The 18386-nt window shown below is 40.9% G+C and carries 12 protein-coding genes; 4 read left to right on the forward strand and 8 right to left on the reverse strand.

What is annotated here, in order from left to right; all coding sequences use genetic code 11:
• Nucleotides 1-14: 14 nt before the first annotated feature.
• From EKM98_RS00735 to EKM98_RS00755, 5 genes are all read right to left on the reverse strand, one after another.
• Nucleotides 15-1007 (reverse strand): aldo/keto reductase, encoded by a 993-nt coding sequence (locus tag EKM98_RS00735; protein ID WP_125979765.1) that lies wholly within the window; start codon nt 1005-1007, stop codon nt 15-17.
• A gap of 381 nt (nt 1008-1388) precedes the next feature.
• Nucleotides 1389-1787 (reverse strand): Spx/MgsR family RNA polymerase-binding regulatory protein, encoded by a 399-nt coding sequence (locus EKM98_RS00740; RefSeq protein ID WP_125979767.1) that lies wholly within the window; start codon nt 1785-1787, stop codon nt 1389-1391.
• A gap of 410 nt (nt 1788-2197) precedes the next feature.
• Nucleotides 2198-2530 (reverse strand): PTS lactose/cellobiose transporter subunit IIA, encoded by a 333-nt coding sequence (locus tag EKM98_RS00745; RefSeq protein WP_125979769.1) that lies wholly within the window; start codon nt 2528-2530, stop codon nt 2198-2200.
• A gap of 363 nt (nt 2531-2893) precedes the next feature.
• Entirely contained in the window at nt 2894-3508 is a 615-nt protein-coding gene (locus EKM98_RS00750) for a histidine phosphatase family protein (RefSeq protein WP_125979770.1), read from the reverse strand.
• A gap of 77 nt (nt 3509-3585) precedes the next feature.
• A complete protein-coding gene (locus EKM98_RS00755; protein ID WP_125979772.1) occupies nt 3586-4599 on the reverse strand; it encodes a lipoate--protein ligase in 1014 nt (337 codons plus the stop codon).
• A gap of 612 nt (nt 4600-5211) precedes the next feature.
• Here EKM98_RS00755 and EKM98_RS00760 point away from each other — a divergent pair.
• Together EKM98_RS00760 and EKM98_RS00765 are read left to right on the forward strand one after the other, a co-directional pair.
• Nucleotides 5212-8358, forward strand: coding sequence for a KxYKxGKxW signal peptide domain-containing protein (locus EKM98_RS00760; RefSeq protein WP_125979774.1), 3147 nt, complete (start codon nt 5212-5214; stop codon nt 8356-8358).
• A gap of 47 nt (nt 8359-8405) precedes the next feature.
• On the forward strand, nt 8406-11834 hold the full coding sequence (locus tag EKM98_RS00765; protein WP_125979776.1) for a beta strand repeat-containing protein: 3429 nt from the start codon (nt 8406-8408) through the stop codon (nt 11832-11834).
• A 448-nt stretch (nt 11835-12282) separates the two neighbouring features.
• On the opposite strand, the gene EKM98_RS00770 is transcribed toward EKM98_RS00765, so the two are convergent.
• Nucleotides 12283-12684 (reverse strand): organic hydroperoxide resistance protein, encoded by a 402-nt coding sequence (locus EKM98_RS00770; RefSeq protein ID WP_068225975.1) that lies wholly within the window; start codon nt 12682-12684, stop codon nt 12283-12285.
• A 103-nt stretch (nt 12685-12787) separates the two neighbouring features.
• Between EKM98_RS00770 and lpdA the strand changes: the two genes are divergently transcribed.
• On the forward strand, nt 12788-14680 hold the full coding sequence (gene lpdA, locus EKM98_RS00775) for a dihydrolipoyl dehydrogenase (protein WP_082918555.1): 1893 nt from the start codon (nt 12788-12790) through the stop codon (nt 14678-14680).
• Between the two features lie 72 nt (nt 14681-14752).
• Complete coding sequence (locus tag EKM98_RS00780) at nt 14753-15280, forward strand: GNAT family N-acetyltransferase (protein WP_068225974.1); 528 nt, start codon at nt 14753-14755, stop codon at nt 15278-15280.
• Here EKM98_RS00780 and hemH read toward each other — a convergent pair.
• On the reverse strand, nt 15222-16184 hold the full coding sequence (gene hemH, locus EKM98_RS00785; protein WP_068279506.1) for a ferrochelatase: 963 nt from the start codon (nt 16182-16184) through the stop codon (nt 15222-15224). The genes EKM98_RS00780 and hemH overlap by 59 nt on opposite strands.
• Before the next feature lie 312 nt (nt 16185-16496).
• Nucleotides 16497-18176, reverse strand: a complete 1680-nt coding sequence (locus tag EKM98_RS00790) for an oleate hydratase (protein ID WP_068279503.1) — start codon at nt 18174-18176, stop codon at nt 16497-16499.
• Between the last annotated feature and the right edge of the window lie 210 nt (nt 18177-18386).

Raw genomic sequence — 18386 nt, forward strand, 5'->3', positions numbered from 1 at the left:
TTTGTCTAAAACAGTTAAGCTTGTAAAATTCGTTCAATTTCAGCTAGTTCATCCGCCGAAAAATCCAAATGCTTTGCGGCAGCAAGATTAGCAGCCAAATGCTCTTCGCTGGTTGTGCCAATAATAACACTTGCAACTGTCTGATGCCTTAGTAACCACGCTAAGGCCATCTGTGGCAAGGTCTGATCCCGATTCTTAGCTAAATCATTTAGTGCGTTTAACTTTTTAACGACAACATCTTTTCCTTGGGCCAAAGTTGCCTGATTAGTTGGATGAATCGCAAAGTCATTCGGAATACCATTTAGATAACGTTGACTAAGTAAACCCTCAGACAATGGCCCATAAGCTACTAAACCAGCGCCGTCCTTCTCAAGCTCCGTCAGCAAACCACTCGTTTCGGCCGTCCGGTTAAACAAATTATAGGAAGCCTGGTTAACCGTAAACGGCGTACCCATTTCCTTGAATAACTTAACCATCGTCGCAGTTTGTTTTGGATCATAGTTAGATATTCCAATGTAAAGTGCTTTGCCTTCACGGACAACTTGATCAAGAGCTTGTGCTGTTTCTTGCATGTCCGTTTCAGGATCAACTCGGTGCGCGTAATAGATATCAACGTAATCCGTGCCTAAACGCTGTAAACTCGCGTCAATGCCTTGCAAAATTGCCTTACGGGACAACATTTCACCATATGGGCCAGCAAACATTTTGTAGCCCACCTTAGTTGCAATAACTAATTCGTGCCGGTAAGGTTTTAAATCAGATTGCAAAACACTGCCGAGTAATTCTTCCGCGGAGCCAAAATCCGGTGCGCCATAATGGTCAGCAACATCAAAGCTGAAGACCCCTGAATCAAAAGCCTTCAACAGTACCTTTTTACGATCTGCAATTGGGTCCGTACTACTATAATGATGCCAAAGCCCTAAAGTAATAATTGGTAATTGTAAACCAGTCCGCCCTACACGACGAGAAGGTAATTGTGTGTAGCGTTCATTATTTGCTAAATACACGTTATTTTCCCCTTTCAAGAAATCACTTACATTATTAATTCTAGAAAAAGAGATTGCTTTGGTCAAGCTATTCGGCCAATTTAGTGAAATATTTAGCAATCTTACAATAGGAAAATATTTAGCGACTGCTTTTAGTAGTGTTTTTTTGACCAATTTAGTTAAACGTGCTTGGAAAAGCAGATTCCTGCGGTTAGCTACGATCGCCAAATCATCTGTTGCACAGATAATTTGTCAATCTAGGCTAATCCTCAGAGCCATGCTTCTTGCGGCATGTGCCTTGCCACAAGAATGGCCATCGTTCGTAACATCAAGATTATTAGTGATTTAGGCTAATAATCCTCAATTGCGAAGTAGAATCTAACCGCTTTTTCAAGCACTCTCTTACATACCGCTATTCAACAGTGCAACCATTCGATCAAAATGACGGCGTTCCCGCGGGATAAATGTCCGAATTGCGTCCGAATTGTAGCCAATGTTAACTTTTCGTTCACTTAATATAATTGGTCGTCTGAGTAATTCAGGTTCTTCATGAAGTCGTTGGAAAATTTGACTAGTTGTCATTTCGCCCATTTCACGTGCAAAGGCCGAATAACCTTTATAACGTGTTGCTAAGATATCATCAATTCCGTTATCAACGTATTGCATGATTTGCTTAATTTCATTAACTGTCGGCGGTGCCTTCTTGATGTAACGTTTAACAAAGGGAATTTGCTGCTGTTCCAACCATTTTAGAGCCTTCCGGGATGATGTGCAGTTTGAGCTGTAGAATAATGTGATCATAAGTTTACTCCTCCTAAAATTTCTTTGTGTATTTTTAAACTTAGTGGCTTGTTTTGTCGATGAATTTAATATATCACCATAATCTTATGTAATCCATAACTTATACAGAATTTACCTTTTTTCTTCAATCTTATTTCACAATTAGAACTGATTGGAGCGGCCCACTTCTTATAAACCGCTATTTATTAGGATTTCTGTGCGGTACTATTTTTAAGAATCACCTTTATCGTCATTTTTCTGACTAATTCAACATAAATATATTTAAAAAGGTACTGGCACCCGGCTGACGAAAACGATTTTAGTAGGCAGCAAAATTCAGGTGTTCTAAATAAAAAAACGACATTTTTAATCATTAGGTGAGAAAACAAATTCATCTCAACTAATGATTAAAAATGTCGCTTACTTTAGGCTTACTTGGTCTCCGCTAAGCGCCGGTATAAATCAATAATTTCACTTGCTAAATCTCGATAAGTTGACACACTCATAATATGATCCTGCGCGTGCACCAGCAATAACGTCACTTGAATTTTCTGGCCGGCCGCTTCTTGGGATAACAAATGTGTTTGGATTTCATGGGCTGCTACTAATTTTTTATCGGCTTCTTCTAATTTTGTTGTGGCGGCGGTAAATTGATTTTTTTTTGCATCTTCAATTGCTGCTAGAATGATCGCCTTAATTGTTGCCGCGTCATTAATTAATGCCATTACACTCTCAATAACATCATTTTTCTTAGTCTCCATCATTACAAACCCCAACCTTTTTTAGATAACTGCAACAGCAGTCAACGCTCCATATTCATTAATTAACATAACCAGACAAAGTTAACCTGACAGGCTATTATACCACTCACCAAAATGAAGTGACCATTGTTGCTCAATCTATAATTGCAGTTAAAAAATTAATAACCAATCCCACCATATAATAAAAATATCAGCGTAATCAAAAAACATAATTTCTATCGTCATTAAAAATTATGCCGTAAGTAATTATTAGTACTAACTGGACAAACGAGGTTGGGACAAAATTATTGGCCCCTTACTATTTCCGAGCATTAATCTAGAACGTGCGCTAAAACCGACTTTGGTCCCACTCCGGTTCCAATTACATTAGAAAAGGCGATTATAGTAAATTAACGCTAATTGTTTTGTTTGAGCGTCAGCTGTTATTTTGGTCACACTGGCATTGTCTGGTTCAAGAATTGCTAGTGGATCGCTAGCTTGGACGGCGTTATAAGTAAAACTGCGGACAGTAAATCCATGCGTAACAATAATAAGTCGCTGGGTTGGATAGCGCGTCACCATTTCCGCCATAAAGGCTGCCGTCCGCTGCTCAACCGCCGCAAACGTCTCACCATGGGCAAGAGCGGCGTAGCTAGGTAAAACATCTCCAGTAGCCAAAGAAAAAGTAGCTGGAAACTTTTTTTGCAAGGAGACGTTCGGCAAACCATCCCACTCACCATAGGAAATTTCCGTTAAGCGTTCATCATAACTCACCGGTAATTTAGCCGTGGCGTTTAAAATCGCCGTGGTTTGCTTAGTTCGTTCTAACGGACTACTAAGTAACCGATCGGCAAAACTAATATCGAAGTGTTCGTGCAGCCTCATTACTTGAGCTTTTCCCGTTTCGTTCAAATAAGTCGCCGGTGTATTTGTGGTGCCTTGCTTAACACCTTGTGTATTAGCAAGCGTTTGCCCGTGGCGAATAAAATAAAATTCAGTCAAGATGAACCTCCTATAAAAAGCGATCGTATCGTTTAACATTAGATTTCAATATACCACATAACGGCGGTTAAAAAGTCCTATTGGGCCAATAAATCAATAATCGCTGCTGGCTCAATACCTTTGAAGTAGTTTGCTAAATCTAACTTGGCAATCGCTTGGCTAATGTGTTGGCGATCGTAAATAACACCGCTTAAAACGTCCGCAACGGCCTTAACATCTTCTGAACCAAAGAAATCACCGTAAAAGGTCACTTCGTTAATTCTACCCTGTTGAATTAGCAACCGTGCATCAATTGTTCCCATCGTAAAATGTTGTCTTTTTTGTAATGTAAAGTCTGGTGATTCACCGTAAATCCAATTCCAATTACTATAAGTACTCGTGTAAATTTGATTAATTTGTTTTTGATCCGCGGCCGTAATTTGATATTCTTTTTCTTTTATTGCGGCTAAATTTGGCGCAGCAAATAATTGAAGCAACAACTTATCGCGAAATTCTTCAGTTGTTAAATCACGAAATTCTGGTGCTAAATAGGGTCGTAAATTAGTAACCCGACTACGAATTGACTTGATGCCCTTTGACGCAATTTTATCGGCCGGTACATTCAACGCATGGGTGACAACGTCTAGATCAACATTTAACATTAAAGTCCCGTGGGAAAATATCTTGCCATTTTTAGTGTACATTGCACTACCAGAGAATTTTTTCCCAGCAACTAAAATATCATTCCGCCCAGAGACCTCAATATCTTGCACCCCCATTTTTTGCAAGGCCGTTACAATTGGTTGCGTAAAAGTTTCAAAATCACCAAATTTTTCGTCGGCAGCGTCGACCACAAAACTAAAACAAAGATTCCCTAGATCATGGTAAACTGCACCGCCACCAGACAGTCGCCGCGTCACCACAATTTTATGTTCCGCAACGTATTTCTGGTTGATTTCCGCCATGGTATTTTGATTACGTCCAACAATAATTGACGGTCCTTCACTATAAAAAAGTACCAATGGTTCTATAAAGCTTTTCTGATTCATTAAATACTGCTCAGTTGCCAAATTTTGGCGAATATCGTGGGACTTCATTAAAACATAATACATAGAATCACCTTTTCCCATAAAAGATAGCTACTTACAATAACTTACATTCAAACGACACAGCATTTTAGAAATCACACCCAAGTGAACTATAAAGTCATTAAATAAATCATGTGGGCCTCAATCCTGATTGCATTTTTGCCTTCAAACGGTGTCAAAAATTAAATGACATCATAAAATAACGGTTAAAAAGTTGGCATAAAAAATATCTATTTTTAATAAAATTTATTTAATATTTGACTTTTTTATTTATTTAATTATCGTTAATATAACATAATATATAAATTATAAGTAAGAGTTTATACCGCTTACAGGTGCTGCTAATTATTCAGGCCGAACAATATTGAAGCATTTAATGTTAATACTTAATTATAGTGCCCGCAAAGCTGACTTGACACGGTTTTATTAATTTAGTATAAGTAAGTTGTGATTAGATTCATATGCTAATTTGATGAGTTTATTTTAATGAAAGCTTCTAATGTGATTCATTTCTGCCGAAGCAAGTAAATTTAAGCCGCTTATTTCAAGTTTTCCGTCCATTATATAAACGACCCGTAATGAATAATATCTCATTAAACTGGAACTTGGGTAGATTAATATTTGGAGGGATTTTTATTGAATAATAAATTTAGTCAATTAGACACTAAGCAACATTACAAAATGTATAAGGCGGGGAAACGCTGGTTAGTTGCTGGTATTTCCGTAGTCGCTTTAGGTTCCTTTTTAGCAGTTGATCAAGTTAATGCAGCAACTACCGATACTACGGCTGCAACGGTGTCCACAACAAGTACCGCTGCTGATACACTACAGCAGGCAACTACAGTTTTACCTGCTACTAAGTCCACAGCTATTAGTGCAAGTACAGCGGATTCCAGTGCTAATACGCTAGCCAAGACCAGCGCCACAAGTACTGCCAGTACCACTGCAAGTTCGGCCGCTACTGCGAGTCAGGCTAGTAGTGCAGTTACCAGCACCGCTGCAGCAACTAGTAACGCAACCAATAAGTCAACGGCGGTTAGCAGCACAGCGACCGCAACGGCTTCCAACGATATTTCCTCGACAAGCACCGCAGCAATTAATAACACACCGACAACTAGTACCGCTAGCGCCGCAGTTAGTGGTGCAACGACCGGTAACAATTCTTCAACAGTAGTCAGTTCAACTAGTACTAGTTCAGACGCTACCGCAACAACTGGAACAGTGTCTGCCACCACTAGTACGGCCACCACCAGCACACCAAATAAAACCAGTGCCAACCTTTCAGCCAGCACTGCTACAAATTCACAAAGCACTGCAACTAGCACTTTAACTGCAGCAACTAGTAGCGCCAATAAAGTAACGGCCAGCGTTAATACTGCTGCGACTTACGCAACAACAATTCAAAGTGAATTACCTGCTGGTGTCAGTATAACAACCAGTAATAATCAGTTAATTGTTAATTTAAATAGCGGTGTTTCTGAGGAAGAATTGCAGCGATTAGAAACCTTGCTTTCCACTTCACCAGTGGCCGTTACGTTAAATGCTACTTCCGCAACAGCACCAACAACTGATCTGGCCAGCACTAGTGCCGTCGGAATTACGCTCAATGGCAGCAGTACCAGCGCGGCAATTAACTTACTAACTAGTGATACAGCTAGTGGTGAGGCTCACATTGTTATCTCTGGTCACGTAGCGGCTGGCGATACCTTCCAGCTTGTCCTACCCTATGGCCTACATGTCGTCGGTGATGATCATAATTTATTTACCGTAACGCCATCTGGTAGTGCTACTAGTAAAACCAATCCAGAAACGCTGACTTTTACTGCCACTGATTCGTCTGGTAGTTTTGGCATTAACGTTTACGTTGAGGCCGCAAATGATTACCTTCAAATTGCTGACCAATCACAGGCCAGCCTAAATCTAGTCAGTGGCACAACAACTTTGGCTACCATTCCAATTACGTTTACTAATCCAACGGCCTACACAACAACTCAAGAAATTACGCGAGTACAGCCAACTACTTCTAATACACCAACCGTAACTACTGGTGAAGAATATGGCTATCAGGTTCGTTTTTCCGCAGCAACTTATGCGTACGATGGAAGTATTTCTGATAGTTACCGGACCCAATTAGCCAACATTGTCGTAACAATTCCGGTACCAGCCGGCTTCCAATTAGATACCGCTAATTCAACCTTATTATCAACTAACGGACTTTCTGATACAGCAAATAAGGCAACTTTCACACAAAACGGTAATAACGTGATTGTAACCTATCCAGCTACAACATTGAAAAGTGATATTTTCGTTAGAATTTTAGGTTCGTATGTTACTGGTACTCCTACTGGTGATATCAGTGCAACCAGCGCGCCTAGTGTTACTGGCACTTTTTTGGGCACACCACTAACCATAACGGCTACCACGCCTCTCACTGACAAGTTAACTACACCAACTTATGCTTCACGAGTTTACGTCTTAGCACCCAACGAAGGTAGTTCCTCCTTATTATTGAATCAGACTGCTTATGCTAATCAAGATACAACACAAACTGGTGAGGACAATAATCTACTTTTCATGACTGATTTTCAAAATCTGAGTAATTACACCGCAAAAAGTGATGTATTAGTTACAGTACCGGATGGTCTGTACGTTACAAGTATGCGGACACCAAGTACTGGTAGTAACTCAGACAGCTATCCAGTTGGTACAACCTTTACCGTTACTGCAACGGCCTGGGATGGAACAACTACGGAAACGAAAACACTGGGTTTAAGCGAATTATTTCAACCATCCTTTGCATCCGATCAAGGAGTGGCCAGTTTTGAAATAACAACTAATCTAGCACCTGGTGTTGGCTACACTGCATTATATGTCAGTAGCAACGATGGCACTCAAAATTTCCATTATTATGGCTATGTAATTAAAAATTATCGCAATGGAACTGCAGTTACTCCCGGAACCGCATTAGTCATCACGGCAAAGGATTTATCTCCCAAAGGAACGGCCGGCCAGGACTCTCACACAATCACAGCCACTGATGTACCAGTTTCCGTAATCAGTAATTCGATCGCTTACACCACTCAAAATAACAATAATGTTTTAAATGATGGTGATACAATTACGGCCACCTACTATTCAATCACTAATGTCGCCAACACGTATGAAGGCCCAGAAAATGAAGCTTTACCGTTTGAACCAATTGTCTATATTGTAGCCCCAGCTGGTACTTCTTTTGCCGGTAATGGTGATTTATCTAAAGCAATTAATATGAGTACTGCTGATTTAAAGGCCGCCAAAGTAACGCAATTGAAAGATACTGTTAACGGGCGTCAAGTGATCGAGCTTAATTGGGTTGGCACTGGTATTTCACCAGTGATCAACGGCAATTTACAGGCAAATTTCATTGTCAACGCAGATGAGCTACCTGGTGATAAAATCACCGTCAGTGGTGATAACGATGGCGGCACTATTTTCGTTACCTCGGCGATGGATCTAGCTAAGTACACATACTCTAATCATGACTATGCGATCAACGTGGCCGGTAATGCCGACTCACAAGTGGTTGGTAGTGATTGGACCGTTGAAAATAATCAGTTGTATATGGACAACAATGACGTTACTTGGTTAATCAGTGCACCATCCGAATTAGTAACTCAAGATGGATTAAAAAATACTACAGATAATGCCTACAGCGTGTACGATACCACTGACCCAACCAATACATCGGCTACCTTCCGGTTAGTTCAATTAAAAATTGGTCACAAGTACGTTCATTCATCATAACGGCAACTAATCTTGGCGCCAAAGATACAATTGAACTAAGTGCGCCAATGCAAGTAGCGGTCGATGCAACAGCGGCCGCTGTAGGCAAAATTGATTTAACCCAAGCCAATACAATAGCAACCGATAGTACTGGCAATAAAATTACAGCGACAAATACGATCGGTGCACAACTTGCTTTAGCAACAGAAAATTTACCGGTTAACTATTATTTAGTTGGCACTACAACTAAATTAGCCGCCAGTACAACTTTGACTGGTGACTACAGCACAGCTTATACGGCTACTGCTGCCGATATTGCCAACTATACTTTAGTCGGTGCCGCTACACAAAAGGGTACTTTCGCTCCTAATGGGGTCGTTAATTTCTACTATCAATTAAACACTACTGGTAATGTTCCAGGTGACACAAAAGTTTACGCTAATACGCCAGTTTTCACCACCGCGCCAATTTTGACATTAACCGCCGCAGATGGGACTACTACAACCTATCAGTTGCAGACTGGCGACTACATCTTCACACAACCAGGACAATCTAAAGTGACTCCAATTACAGTAGGTACCTACACGTTAGCCCTAACTGCACAAGGATTGAAGCACCTTGCTGCCGCTGAACCAACACTGAATTTAAAAAATGCAACGGCATTGGAAACTAACGCGGCAACAGACACTATCACACCAGCTAAGGCTAGTTTAACGGCAGACTCAGCCAGTTACGTTTACGATGGACAGGCGCATCAGCTAACCATTACACCAACTGGTCTGCTTAATGGTGATACGTTAACTTATAGTGTTACTGGCAACAGTCGAACCAATGCTGGTAGTAATGCCGTGATTTTGACATTGGCCGAAAACAATACAACCAATAGTAACTACACTGTTACCTTACAGAATGGGACTTTAACCGTCACACCGTTAGCCTTAACCACACCGGCCAACCCAAACAATCCTAGTGCGCCAGTTAACCCAACTAATCCTAGTGATAATCCACAGTTAGCCACTAGCTTAGTGGTTCAAGGCGCGACTAAGGTTTACGATGGTGCTGCCAGTACGGATCCAACAACCTACACTGTTTTGGCGCCAAGTGCCGATAAGGACTTTGTTGTGCCCCAGTTGACCGCAAGTGACTTTGATTTAAGTGGTATTACAAGCCAAAATGTTGGCAACTACACCGTCAAATTAAGTGCGGCTGGCATAACGAAGTTACAAAATGCTAATCCAAACTACGACTTTACGGCTACTGATGTCCAAAGTGGGCTATTTACCATTACACCGGCAAAGGCCACGTTAACGGCGGACTCGACCAGTTACGTTTATGATGGACAGGCGCATAGCCTAGCCATCACACCGACTGGCCTGCTTAACGGTGATACATTGACCTATAGCGTTACTGGCAACAGTCGAACCAATGTTGGTAGTAATGCCGTGACCTTAGCGTTAACGGCAAATAACGCGATCAATAGTAACTACATTGTTACTTTAAAAAATGGAACTTTAACCGTTACACCGTTGGCCTTAACCACACCGGCCAACCCAAATGATCCTAATGCACCGGTTAACCCAACTAATCCTAGTGATAATCCACAATTGGCCACTAGCTTAGTGATTCAAGGCTCAACTAAAGTTTACGATGGTACTTCCAGTACCGATCCAACAACTTACACTGTTTTGGCGCCAAGTGCTGATAAGGACTTTGTCGTACCTCAGTTAACCGCAAGTGACTTTGATTTAAGTGGTATTACAAGCCAAAGTGTTGGCAGTTACTCCGTTAAATTAAGTGCGGCTGGCGTAACTAAGCTACAAAACGCCAACCCAAACTACGATTTCACGGCTACTGATGTCCAAAGTGGGCTATTTACCATTACGCCCGCAAAGGCTAGTTTAACGGCAGACTCAGCCAGTTACGTTTACGATGGGCAAGCACACAGTCTGGCCGTTACACCAACTGGCCTACTTAATGGTGATACATTGACCTATAGTGTTACTGGCAACAGTCGAACCAATGCTGGCAGTAATATCGTTACTTTAACATTGGCCGAAAATAACACGATCAATAGTAACTACACTGTTACTTTACAGAATGGAACTTTAACCGTCGCACCAGCTAAAGCCACGTTAACGGCAGACTCAGCCAGTTACGTTTATGATGGGCAAGCACACAGTCTGGCCGTTACACCAACTGGCCTGCTCAATGGCGATACGTTAACTTATAGTGTTACTGGCAACAGTCGAACCAATGCTGGCAGTAATGCCGTTACTTTGACGTTGGCCAAAAATAACACGACCAATAATAACTACACTGTTACTTTAAAAAATGGAACCTTAACCGTTACACCAGTGGCCCTAACCACGCCGACCAACCCAAACGATCCTAGTGCGCCAGTTAACCCAACTAATCCTAGTGATAATTCACAGTTAGCTACTAACTTAGTGGTTCAAGGTGCGACTAAGGTTTACGACGGTACTGCCAGTACGGACCCAACAACCTATACTGTTTTGGCGCCAAGTGCTGATAAGGATTTTGTCGTGCCACAATTAACTGCAAATGACTTTGATTTAAGTGGCATTACAAGTCAAAATGTTGGCAGTTACACCGTTAAATTAAGTACGGCTGGCATAACTAAACTACAAAACGCCAATCCAAACTACAATTTCACGGCCGCTGATGTCCAAGGTGGGCTATTTACCATTACGCAAGCAAAGGCTACTTTAACGGCAGACTCAGCCAGTTACGTTTATGATGGACAGGCGCATCAGTTAACCATTACACCAACTGGTCTGCTTAATGGCGATACATTAACTTATAGTGTTACTGGCAACAGTCGAACCAATGTTGGTAGTAATACCGTAACTCTGACGTTAATGGCAAATAATGCGATGAATAGTAACTACACTGTTACCTTACAAAATGGAACCTTAACCATCGCACCGGCAAAAACTACTACTGGTGACAACAATACTGGCACAACTACTGGTAATAATGTTGGCACTGACACTGATGGTAACACTGACACAACTACCGGCAATAACACTACTGGTAATGACGTTGGCACAGTTACTGGCAATAACGCCACTGGTAATAACGTTGGTACAGTTACCGGCAATAACGCCACTGGTAATAACGTTGGTACAATTACTGGCAATAACGCCACTGGTAGCAATGTTGATACAGTTACTGGTAATAACATTACTAGCGAAAACACGGCTGGTACGACCACTGGCAACAATATTGATACAGTTACTAACAATAACACCACTGGCACAATTAATTTGGCCCAAAAGAAAACTGGTAATACTACTTTGACTAGGGAAAAGCCAACTAAGAAAACAAACACAACCGTTGCCGGCTCAGCGCTTAGTAAATTACCACAAACTGGTGAGGCTACAGGTGAAAGAACACTTTTGGCAACAATTGGCGTTATGTTATTGACAAGCATACTAGGTGTATTTGATCAAAAACGTAAACATGAAAAAGAATAGAAACCAGACTTTTGGCACACATTCTTAGAGTAGCGATCAGAAATAGTAAGGAGGTTAGGACTTTTGTCCCAGCCTCCTTACTATTTTTTATATGGACACTCAAATAAAAATCAAAACCACTCTACTAAACTCACAAAATTGCTTAATATTAGCAATGAAACCCGGCACGTAATACATTTTCAACGTCAATCGAACTGACGATTTTATGTAATTTAACCGATCTCTGTATTTCAAATCAAAGAAAAAAGCAAGCTTCTCGATTAAAAGACTGCCTAAATAATAACCGACGAGTCACTTGCTAAGGTGCACACTTAGTTATTTAAAAAGCGCAAGTTTTCTTAATAGGATAGTAGAAAATAATCAAATGCTGTTCATCAGAATTTTAATTAAGCAAAAAAGCGTGCACCAAAGTTATTTTACCAAAACTTTGATACACGCCAGGCTAAAATTATTCAGTTACTAATTCAACGTCAACATTACCACTAGTTGCCTTTGAATAAGGACAAATTTGGTGGGCAATCTGCATATACTTTGCTGCCTCTTCTTTGTCTAAACCATCAATGTGGCCGATTAATTTAACTGCAATCTTAAAATCAGGGCCATCACCTTGGAATAATGAAACTTCAGCACGAATTGTGCTCTTACCGGAAACATTGCCTTGTTCTAAAGCGACACTCAGTGCACTATTAAAACAAGATGCATAGCCTGCAGCAAAGAGCTGTTCTGGGTTCGTACCTTCCTTACCTTCGCCTGGGGCCGTAATCTTTAAGTCTAATTTCTTGTCATTGGACCATACTTGACCTTCACGGCCACCTTCGTTCGTCATAACTGTTGTGTAAAGTTTGTTCAAAATTGAATTCCCCCTTTAGTTATCGTATAATTATATTGTACACAATTTATATCAAATTATCAATGATAGCCTTTACATTTTATTAAAAAAAGGAGTGCTTTTTATGCGTTCATTACGTTTGGCCGATCTTTATACTAAATCCGTTGATGGTACTGTTATCGCTTGGCGAATTAAGGCCGGCGAGCATCTAGATTTTAATCAGGACATGTTGGAATTAGAGGGCCACAAATTGGTCCTCGATCTAAAGGCACCCTTAGCCGGTACAGTAAAAAAAATAAATATCCAGGAAGGTGAACCCTTCAGTTACACTGATGTTCTATTTGAAATTGACGAGGAACCTGGTCAAAACCTGGCTGCTAACTTAAAGAAACAAACGCAATTAGCGCAAAAGGCCCGGGATGACGCCGCAAAGGCAGAGGCAAAAACTCTAGCCGGCGTTAACATAACACCAGCGTTACGCTGTTATGCACTTCATAATAATGTTGATCTTAGTAAAATTGTGTTAGGTAACACCGCAAAAATGATTAAAAAGACGGATATTGATAACCAAATTAATTTTCGTAATCTCTTCAGCAAACAACCGGCCAAAGAAAAAGACTATCCTGAAGCCGAGAATATCGACACCGTTATTATCGGGGCTGGCCCTGGTGGTTATACGGCAGCAATCCGCGCCAGTGAGTTAGGTGAACAAGTAACCCTCATTGAAAAAAATAAAGTTGGCGGAACTTGCCTAAACATTGGCTGTATTCCCTCAAAGGCTTTAATTAACGCTGGTCATCGTTTTGCCGCTATGGCTAGTGATGAGCAATTAGGTATGACGCAGGGTGGTAAAAAGAATCTGGACTACACTAAAACCCAACAGTGGAAACAAAGTATTGTTGATAAATTAGTCGGTGGCGTTCAGGATTTAATTAAAGAACATCAGGTTGATTTACGTTATGGTAACGCAGATTTTCTTGATTTGCATCATTTACGCTTAGTTAGTGGAACTAAAACGACTATTCTAGCTTTTAAGCGCGCTGTAATTGCAACAGGCTCGCGACCGCGACCATTAGCAGATTTTCCGTTTGAAAAGCGCGTTATTGATTCAACGAGCGCGCTTAGTTTGCCTAAGATTCCAGAACATTTATTGGTTGACGGTGGTGGCTACATCGGTACCGAGCTAGCCTCGGCCTATGCAGATCTAGGCGCTAAGGTCACAATTATTCAACACTCCAAGCGACTCTTATCTAAATTTGACGAAAGTCTTGTTAAAGTAGTTACGGCTAACCTGCAACGTAAAGGCGTGGAAATAATTACTGAGGCACCAATTAAAAAGGTCGAAAACACAAAAACAGCGGTCACAGTCACTTATGAAAAGAATGGGGAGCAACAAATAATTAATGGCGACTATTTACTAGTCACTGTTGGTCGTTTGCCCAATACTGAAGATCTTGGTTTAGAAAACCTAGGGCTTAACCTAACTAAACAAAACAAAATTATAATTAATGACCAGTGCCAAACTAACCGCGAACACATTTTTGCAATTGGTGATGTTACGCCGGGAATTATGCTAGAACACCGGGCAACAAATCAGGCTCGTGTTTTGGGGGCCATTTTGGCCGGTAAGGAAACTCACGTTAACTACAAGGCACTACCTGAAATTGTTTATAGCGATCCTGAAATGGCCGTTACTGGTTTATCGAAAAAAGCGGCTATCGAGGCTGGCTATCACGCCGCAACCGCACAATTCCCATTTGGCGCTAATGGCCGGGCCTTAACGTTAAATGTCACCACAGGCTTTTTACGACTTATTTTTGACGATAAAACTAACCAAATTATTGGCGCGCAAATTGTTGGTCCCAACGCCAGTGAATTAATTGCCGAGCTCACTACAGTGATTGAAAACGAACTGACCTTAGATGACGTTGCTAACACAATTCACGCTCACCCAACGCTTGCCGAAACAATTGTTGATGCGGCCGAGGTCGGTCTCGACCTTCCAATAAATATCTAAATGTTTATTTACACTATAATCTGCGGTAGCATAAACACAATTAGACTACCTGAAGAAAGAGCTGAATAACCAATGACAATATTTGAAAAGTACCACCCAATTATGACCGCGCACTACACGCTTGACTGGTTGACTGGGAGTAACATCAAAGAGATTTTCGCATTGCGTCACGACAAATCCATTGCTCAGGCAGCGGATCGTCAACCTGACTCGACAATTATGGACACGGCCCGTTACGTTAATTCTGCAATGGGCCGCGTTATGCGCAATGAAATGTTGATCTGGGCAATTCAAGATCGCAAAAGTAATACTTTTCTAGGTACTTTTGAATTAGGACCCTTTAGTGAAACAACCACATCGGCCAGTGTCCACTATGAACTATTAGCTCAATTTCAACGGCAAGGCGTCATGACGGAAGTTTTACAGCACATCGTTCAATTTAGTTTTGAAGAACTTAAATTAACTGAATTAACCGCAATTACAACGAAAAAAAATAAACCCGCTCAAAAATTACTTGAGCGAGTTGGGTTTAAGTCACTAATTAATGAGTCTGCTGAACACGTTCATTATTCACTGCAAGCTTTGCCAATATCGCGGTAAAGTCTGTACTACCGTTAAGTGGGTGTAAATAGGTAAAGCGTTGCCCACCACTTTCCATAAAGTACTGCCGGTTTTCGCGGTTAATCTCTTGTAGTGTCTCCAAACAGTCCGCTACGAAACTTGGTGTAATAACTAAAACACTTTTACAGCCATTACTGGCCAAATTTTTTAACGTCTGATCCGTTGCCGGTAATAGCCACTGACTAGGACCAAATTTAGATTGATAGCTTTGCTGGTATGGCTGATCGCCGACCAATTGCATAATTTGCTGCGTTGTTTCAGTGCATTGTTGTGGGTATGGATCCCCGTTATCAGCATATTTTTGCGGAATACCGTGATAAGAGAAAATCAGTTGATCATACGACTGATTTTTTAATTCTAGTTTGATTTGATTGGCCAAGGCTGCTATATAGAGTGGTTCATGGAAAAAACTTTGTTGAAAATATAACTGCGGAATATTGGAACTATTTTGAAAATAAGTCATTACCTGATCAAAAACCGAACCAGTTGTCGTCCCTGAATATTGCGGGTATAGCGGAATAACCGTTAACTCATCAACGCCCTGATTAGCTAGTTCACTGAGCGCTGTGGGTACGGATGGTGCACTATAACACATAGCAAAACGAACAACATAGTTAGGCAGTAATTCTTGTAATTGCTGTGTTTGCTGCTGCGTGTATAGTAATAATGGTGATCCCTCCGCCGACCAAATTTTTTTATAAAGCGCCGCCGAATGTCGCGGTCGAAAACGCAAAATAATACCATGTAAAATCGGCCACCATAAAAAACGTGGTGTATCAATGACCCGCTGATCGGCTAAGAAGCGACTTAAATAAACACGGACTGGCTTCGCTTCTGGTGCAGTGGGTGTTCCCAAGTTAACTAATAAAATTCCCTTTTTCACAATTCACAACTCCTTAGGTATTCAATTATCCCATAAATTAAACTGGCCCGGTATTAGTGAATGACCTACTTCGGATAAAGAAAGTGGGACAAAAGTCGGTTTTGGGTTTACTGCGTAACTACAGCTAAATCCAGACTTTTGGCGCACGTTCTAGTGCAATGATCAAACAAATAAGAGGCCAGGATTTTTGTCCCGACCTCTTTAGTGTCACAATTTCTGCAACAAATAATTTCAAACCACGCGCTAATTAGAACGTAATTCGTTAGGTAGTTTCCGTATAAAATTAACTACCTAACATCACTTTACCCATTTTTAACGGAACATTGTCTTGGTTGCTCGTGCCATTACTTTTGGATCTTTTTCATAATGGTGTAATGGTGTTAACTCACTAGCAGGAATGCCCAAGAAATGGTAAACGGCGCGCTGGGCACAACGGAATGAATATTGTTCAGTAAAGACCATATCAAATGGCATTTCCGCAAATTGACCAATGAAAGCTAAGTTCTTGGAATGCTTCGGTACAACGGCTGGTCGGTCACCAACTGCCCGGCGATTAAAGAGGGCACTGGCATACGGCATGTAAACTGGAATAACGTTAATAATACTGGCCATAATTTTATCCGTGTGTTGCCGAATATTATCTTTACTGCTATCGACTTCTGCTAGGTGACCCAGTAATTCCTGCAACATTTCACGGCCAGTCATCTCGATAAATGGTTTCTTAACGTAATCCCCTTGCCGCCGTGGATACATTGCGTAGCCCCAAAAGACAGTTTCATTCTCTTTTTGCGCCTTAAAATGAGGCTGATGATGAACAACAATTGAGATCAAGTTGTTACTATCAATCCAAGTATTTAGGGCATTGCCAGGTTGTTGCTGCGTAATCCGCGTTACCTGGTTCAGCAAGTAGTGATCACTGGTTGTGATTGTAAAACTCATCCACTCACTTTGCGATCGGTCGTTAAAGAACTTGTCAGGATGACCTAAATCGTAAAAGTGTTCGGTGGCCTGTTTCCACAATTGAGCACTCGGCGCATACTCCATATTTTCCTTAATTGGCGTATCTAGATCACCAATTGAAGTACTGTCAGTAATGGCACCGTTAGTATCAAAGACAAGATCATTTTCTTCAATCGAGACACTGCCCTTTTGGTTGTCATTATCAACTTCTTCGTATTCTAAACCGGTCACGATGATATCGTCACGAAGTGGTGTGTCTTTAAATTGGAACGCCGTGATTTTACGGTTATTCACAAACTGAACACCACGATCAGTTAGATACTTGCGCATTGGTAATATAATACTTTCATACTGGTTGTAAGGCGTTCTGGTGACTCCGGCAAGTGTATTAATCCGACTAAATTCAAGAATCATCCGGTTCATATAACGGCGTAATTCCATCGCAGAACTTTCCTTCTTAAACGCAAAGGTAGTTTGCCACATATACCAGAAATTAGTCTGAAAAATATGCTGACTAGTTTTGAACCATTGCTTAATACTCACGTCATTTAATTCTTGCTCTTTGCTTTCAGGTAACAACATTAATTTGCTTAACAAATAACGATCGTGATTATTAAACTGCATATGATTATAATCCTGGCGGTCACCTTTATTCCGAATACCGTTAAACTTATCCATTAAACGGGCAACATCATGCGTTGGGTGTGCGTGATCGAAATCTAAAATATCATCCGTTACTGATTGACCAGGATTATCTAATGACGGAACTTCCCGCAATAGATCCCAAAGATTTTCGTACGTCTCCTCATTTAACATTCGACCACCCTCGGCCAAATAGCCCTGGCTGTTTCCAAGTGGTGTAATCCCGTACTCATCCTCATAGGCAGCGACCGTATCACCATCGTTAGCACCATGTTTATTCAGGCCAAACATAGTAATCTGATCACCACGCCAACCACCATCACGAATCAAATAGATACCTGCAGCTAAATTACCGATTCCAGTACCGATCATATAAGCTTTTTGGGTCATTCTAATTACCTCCGATTCTGTTTAAGGACATTTGATATCTACATTATAAACGTTCTCGTACCTGTTTTGTTTAATAATTAGAAAACGCTTAACTACAAAATAACACAGAAAACTGTAAACGTCCGAATTACTCACCACAACTTTTACTTATTTTAATTAATTAGTAAAATTTAATCCGCCAAAATTAATAAATTTATGCATAAATCCATT

Origin of the sequence: Loigolactobacillus iwatensis, from assembly GCF_003950295.1 — a bacterium.
Classification (GTDB): Bacteria; Bacillota; Bacilli; order Lactobacillales; family Lactobacillaceae; genus Loigolactobacillus; species Loigolactobacillus iwatensis.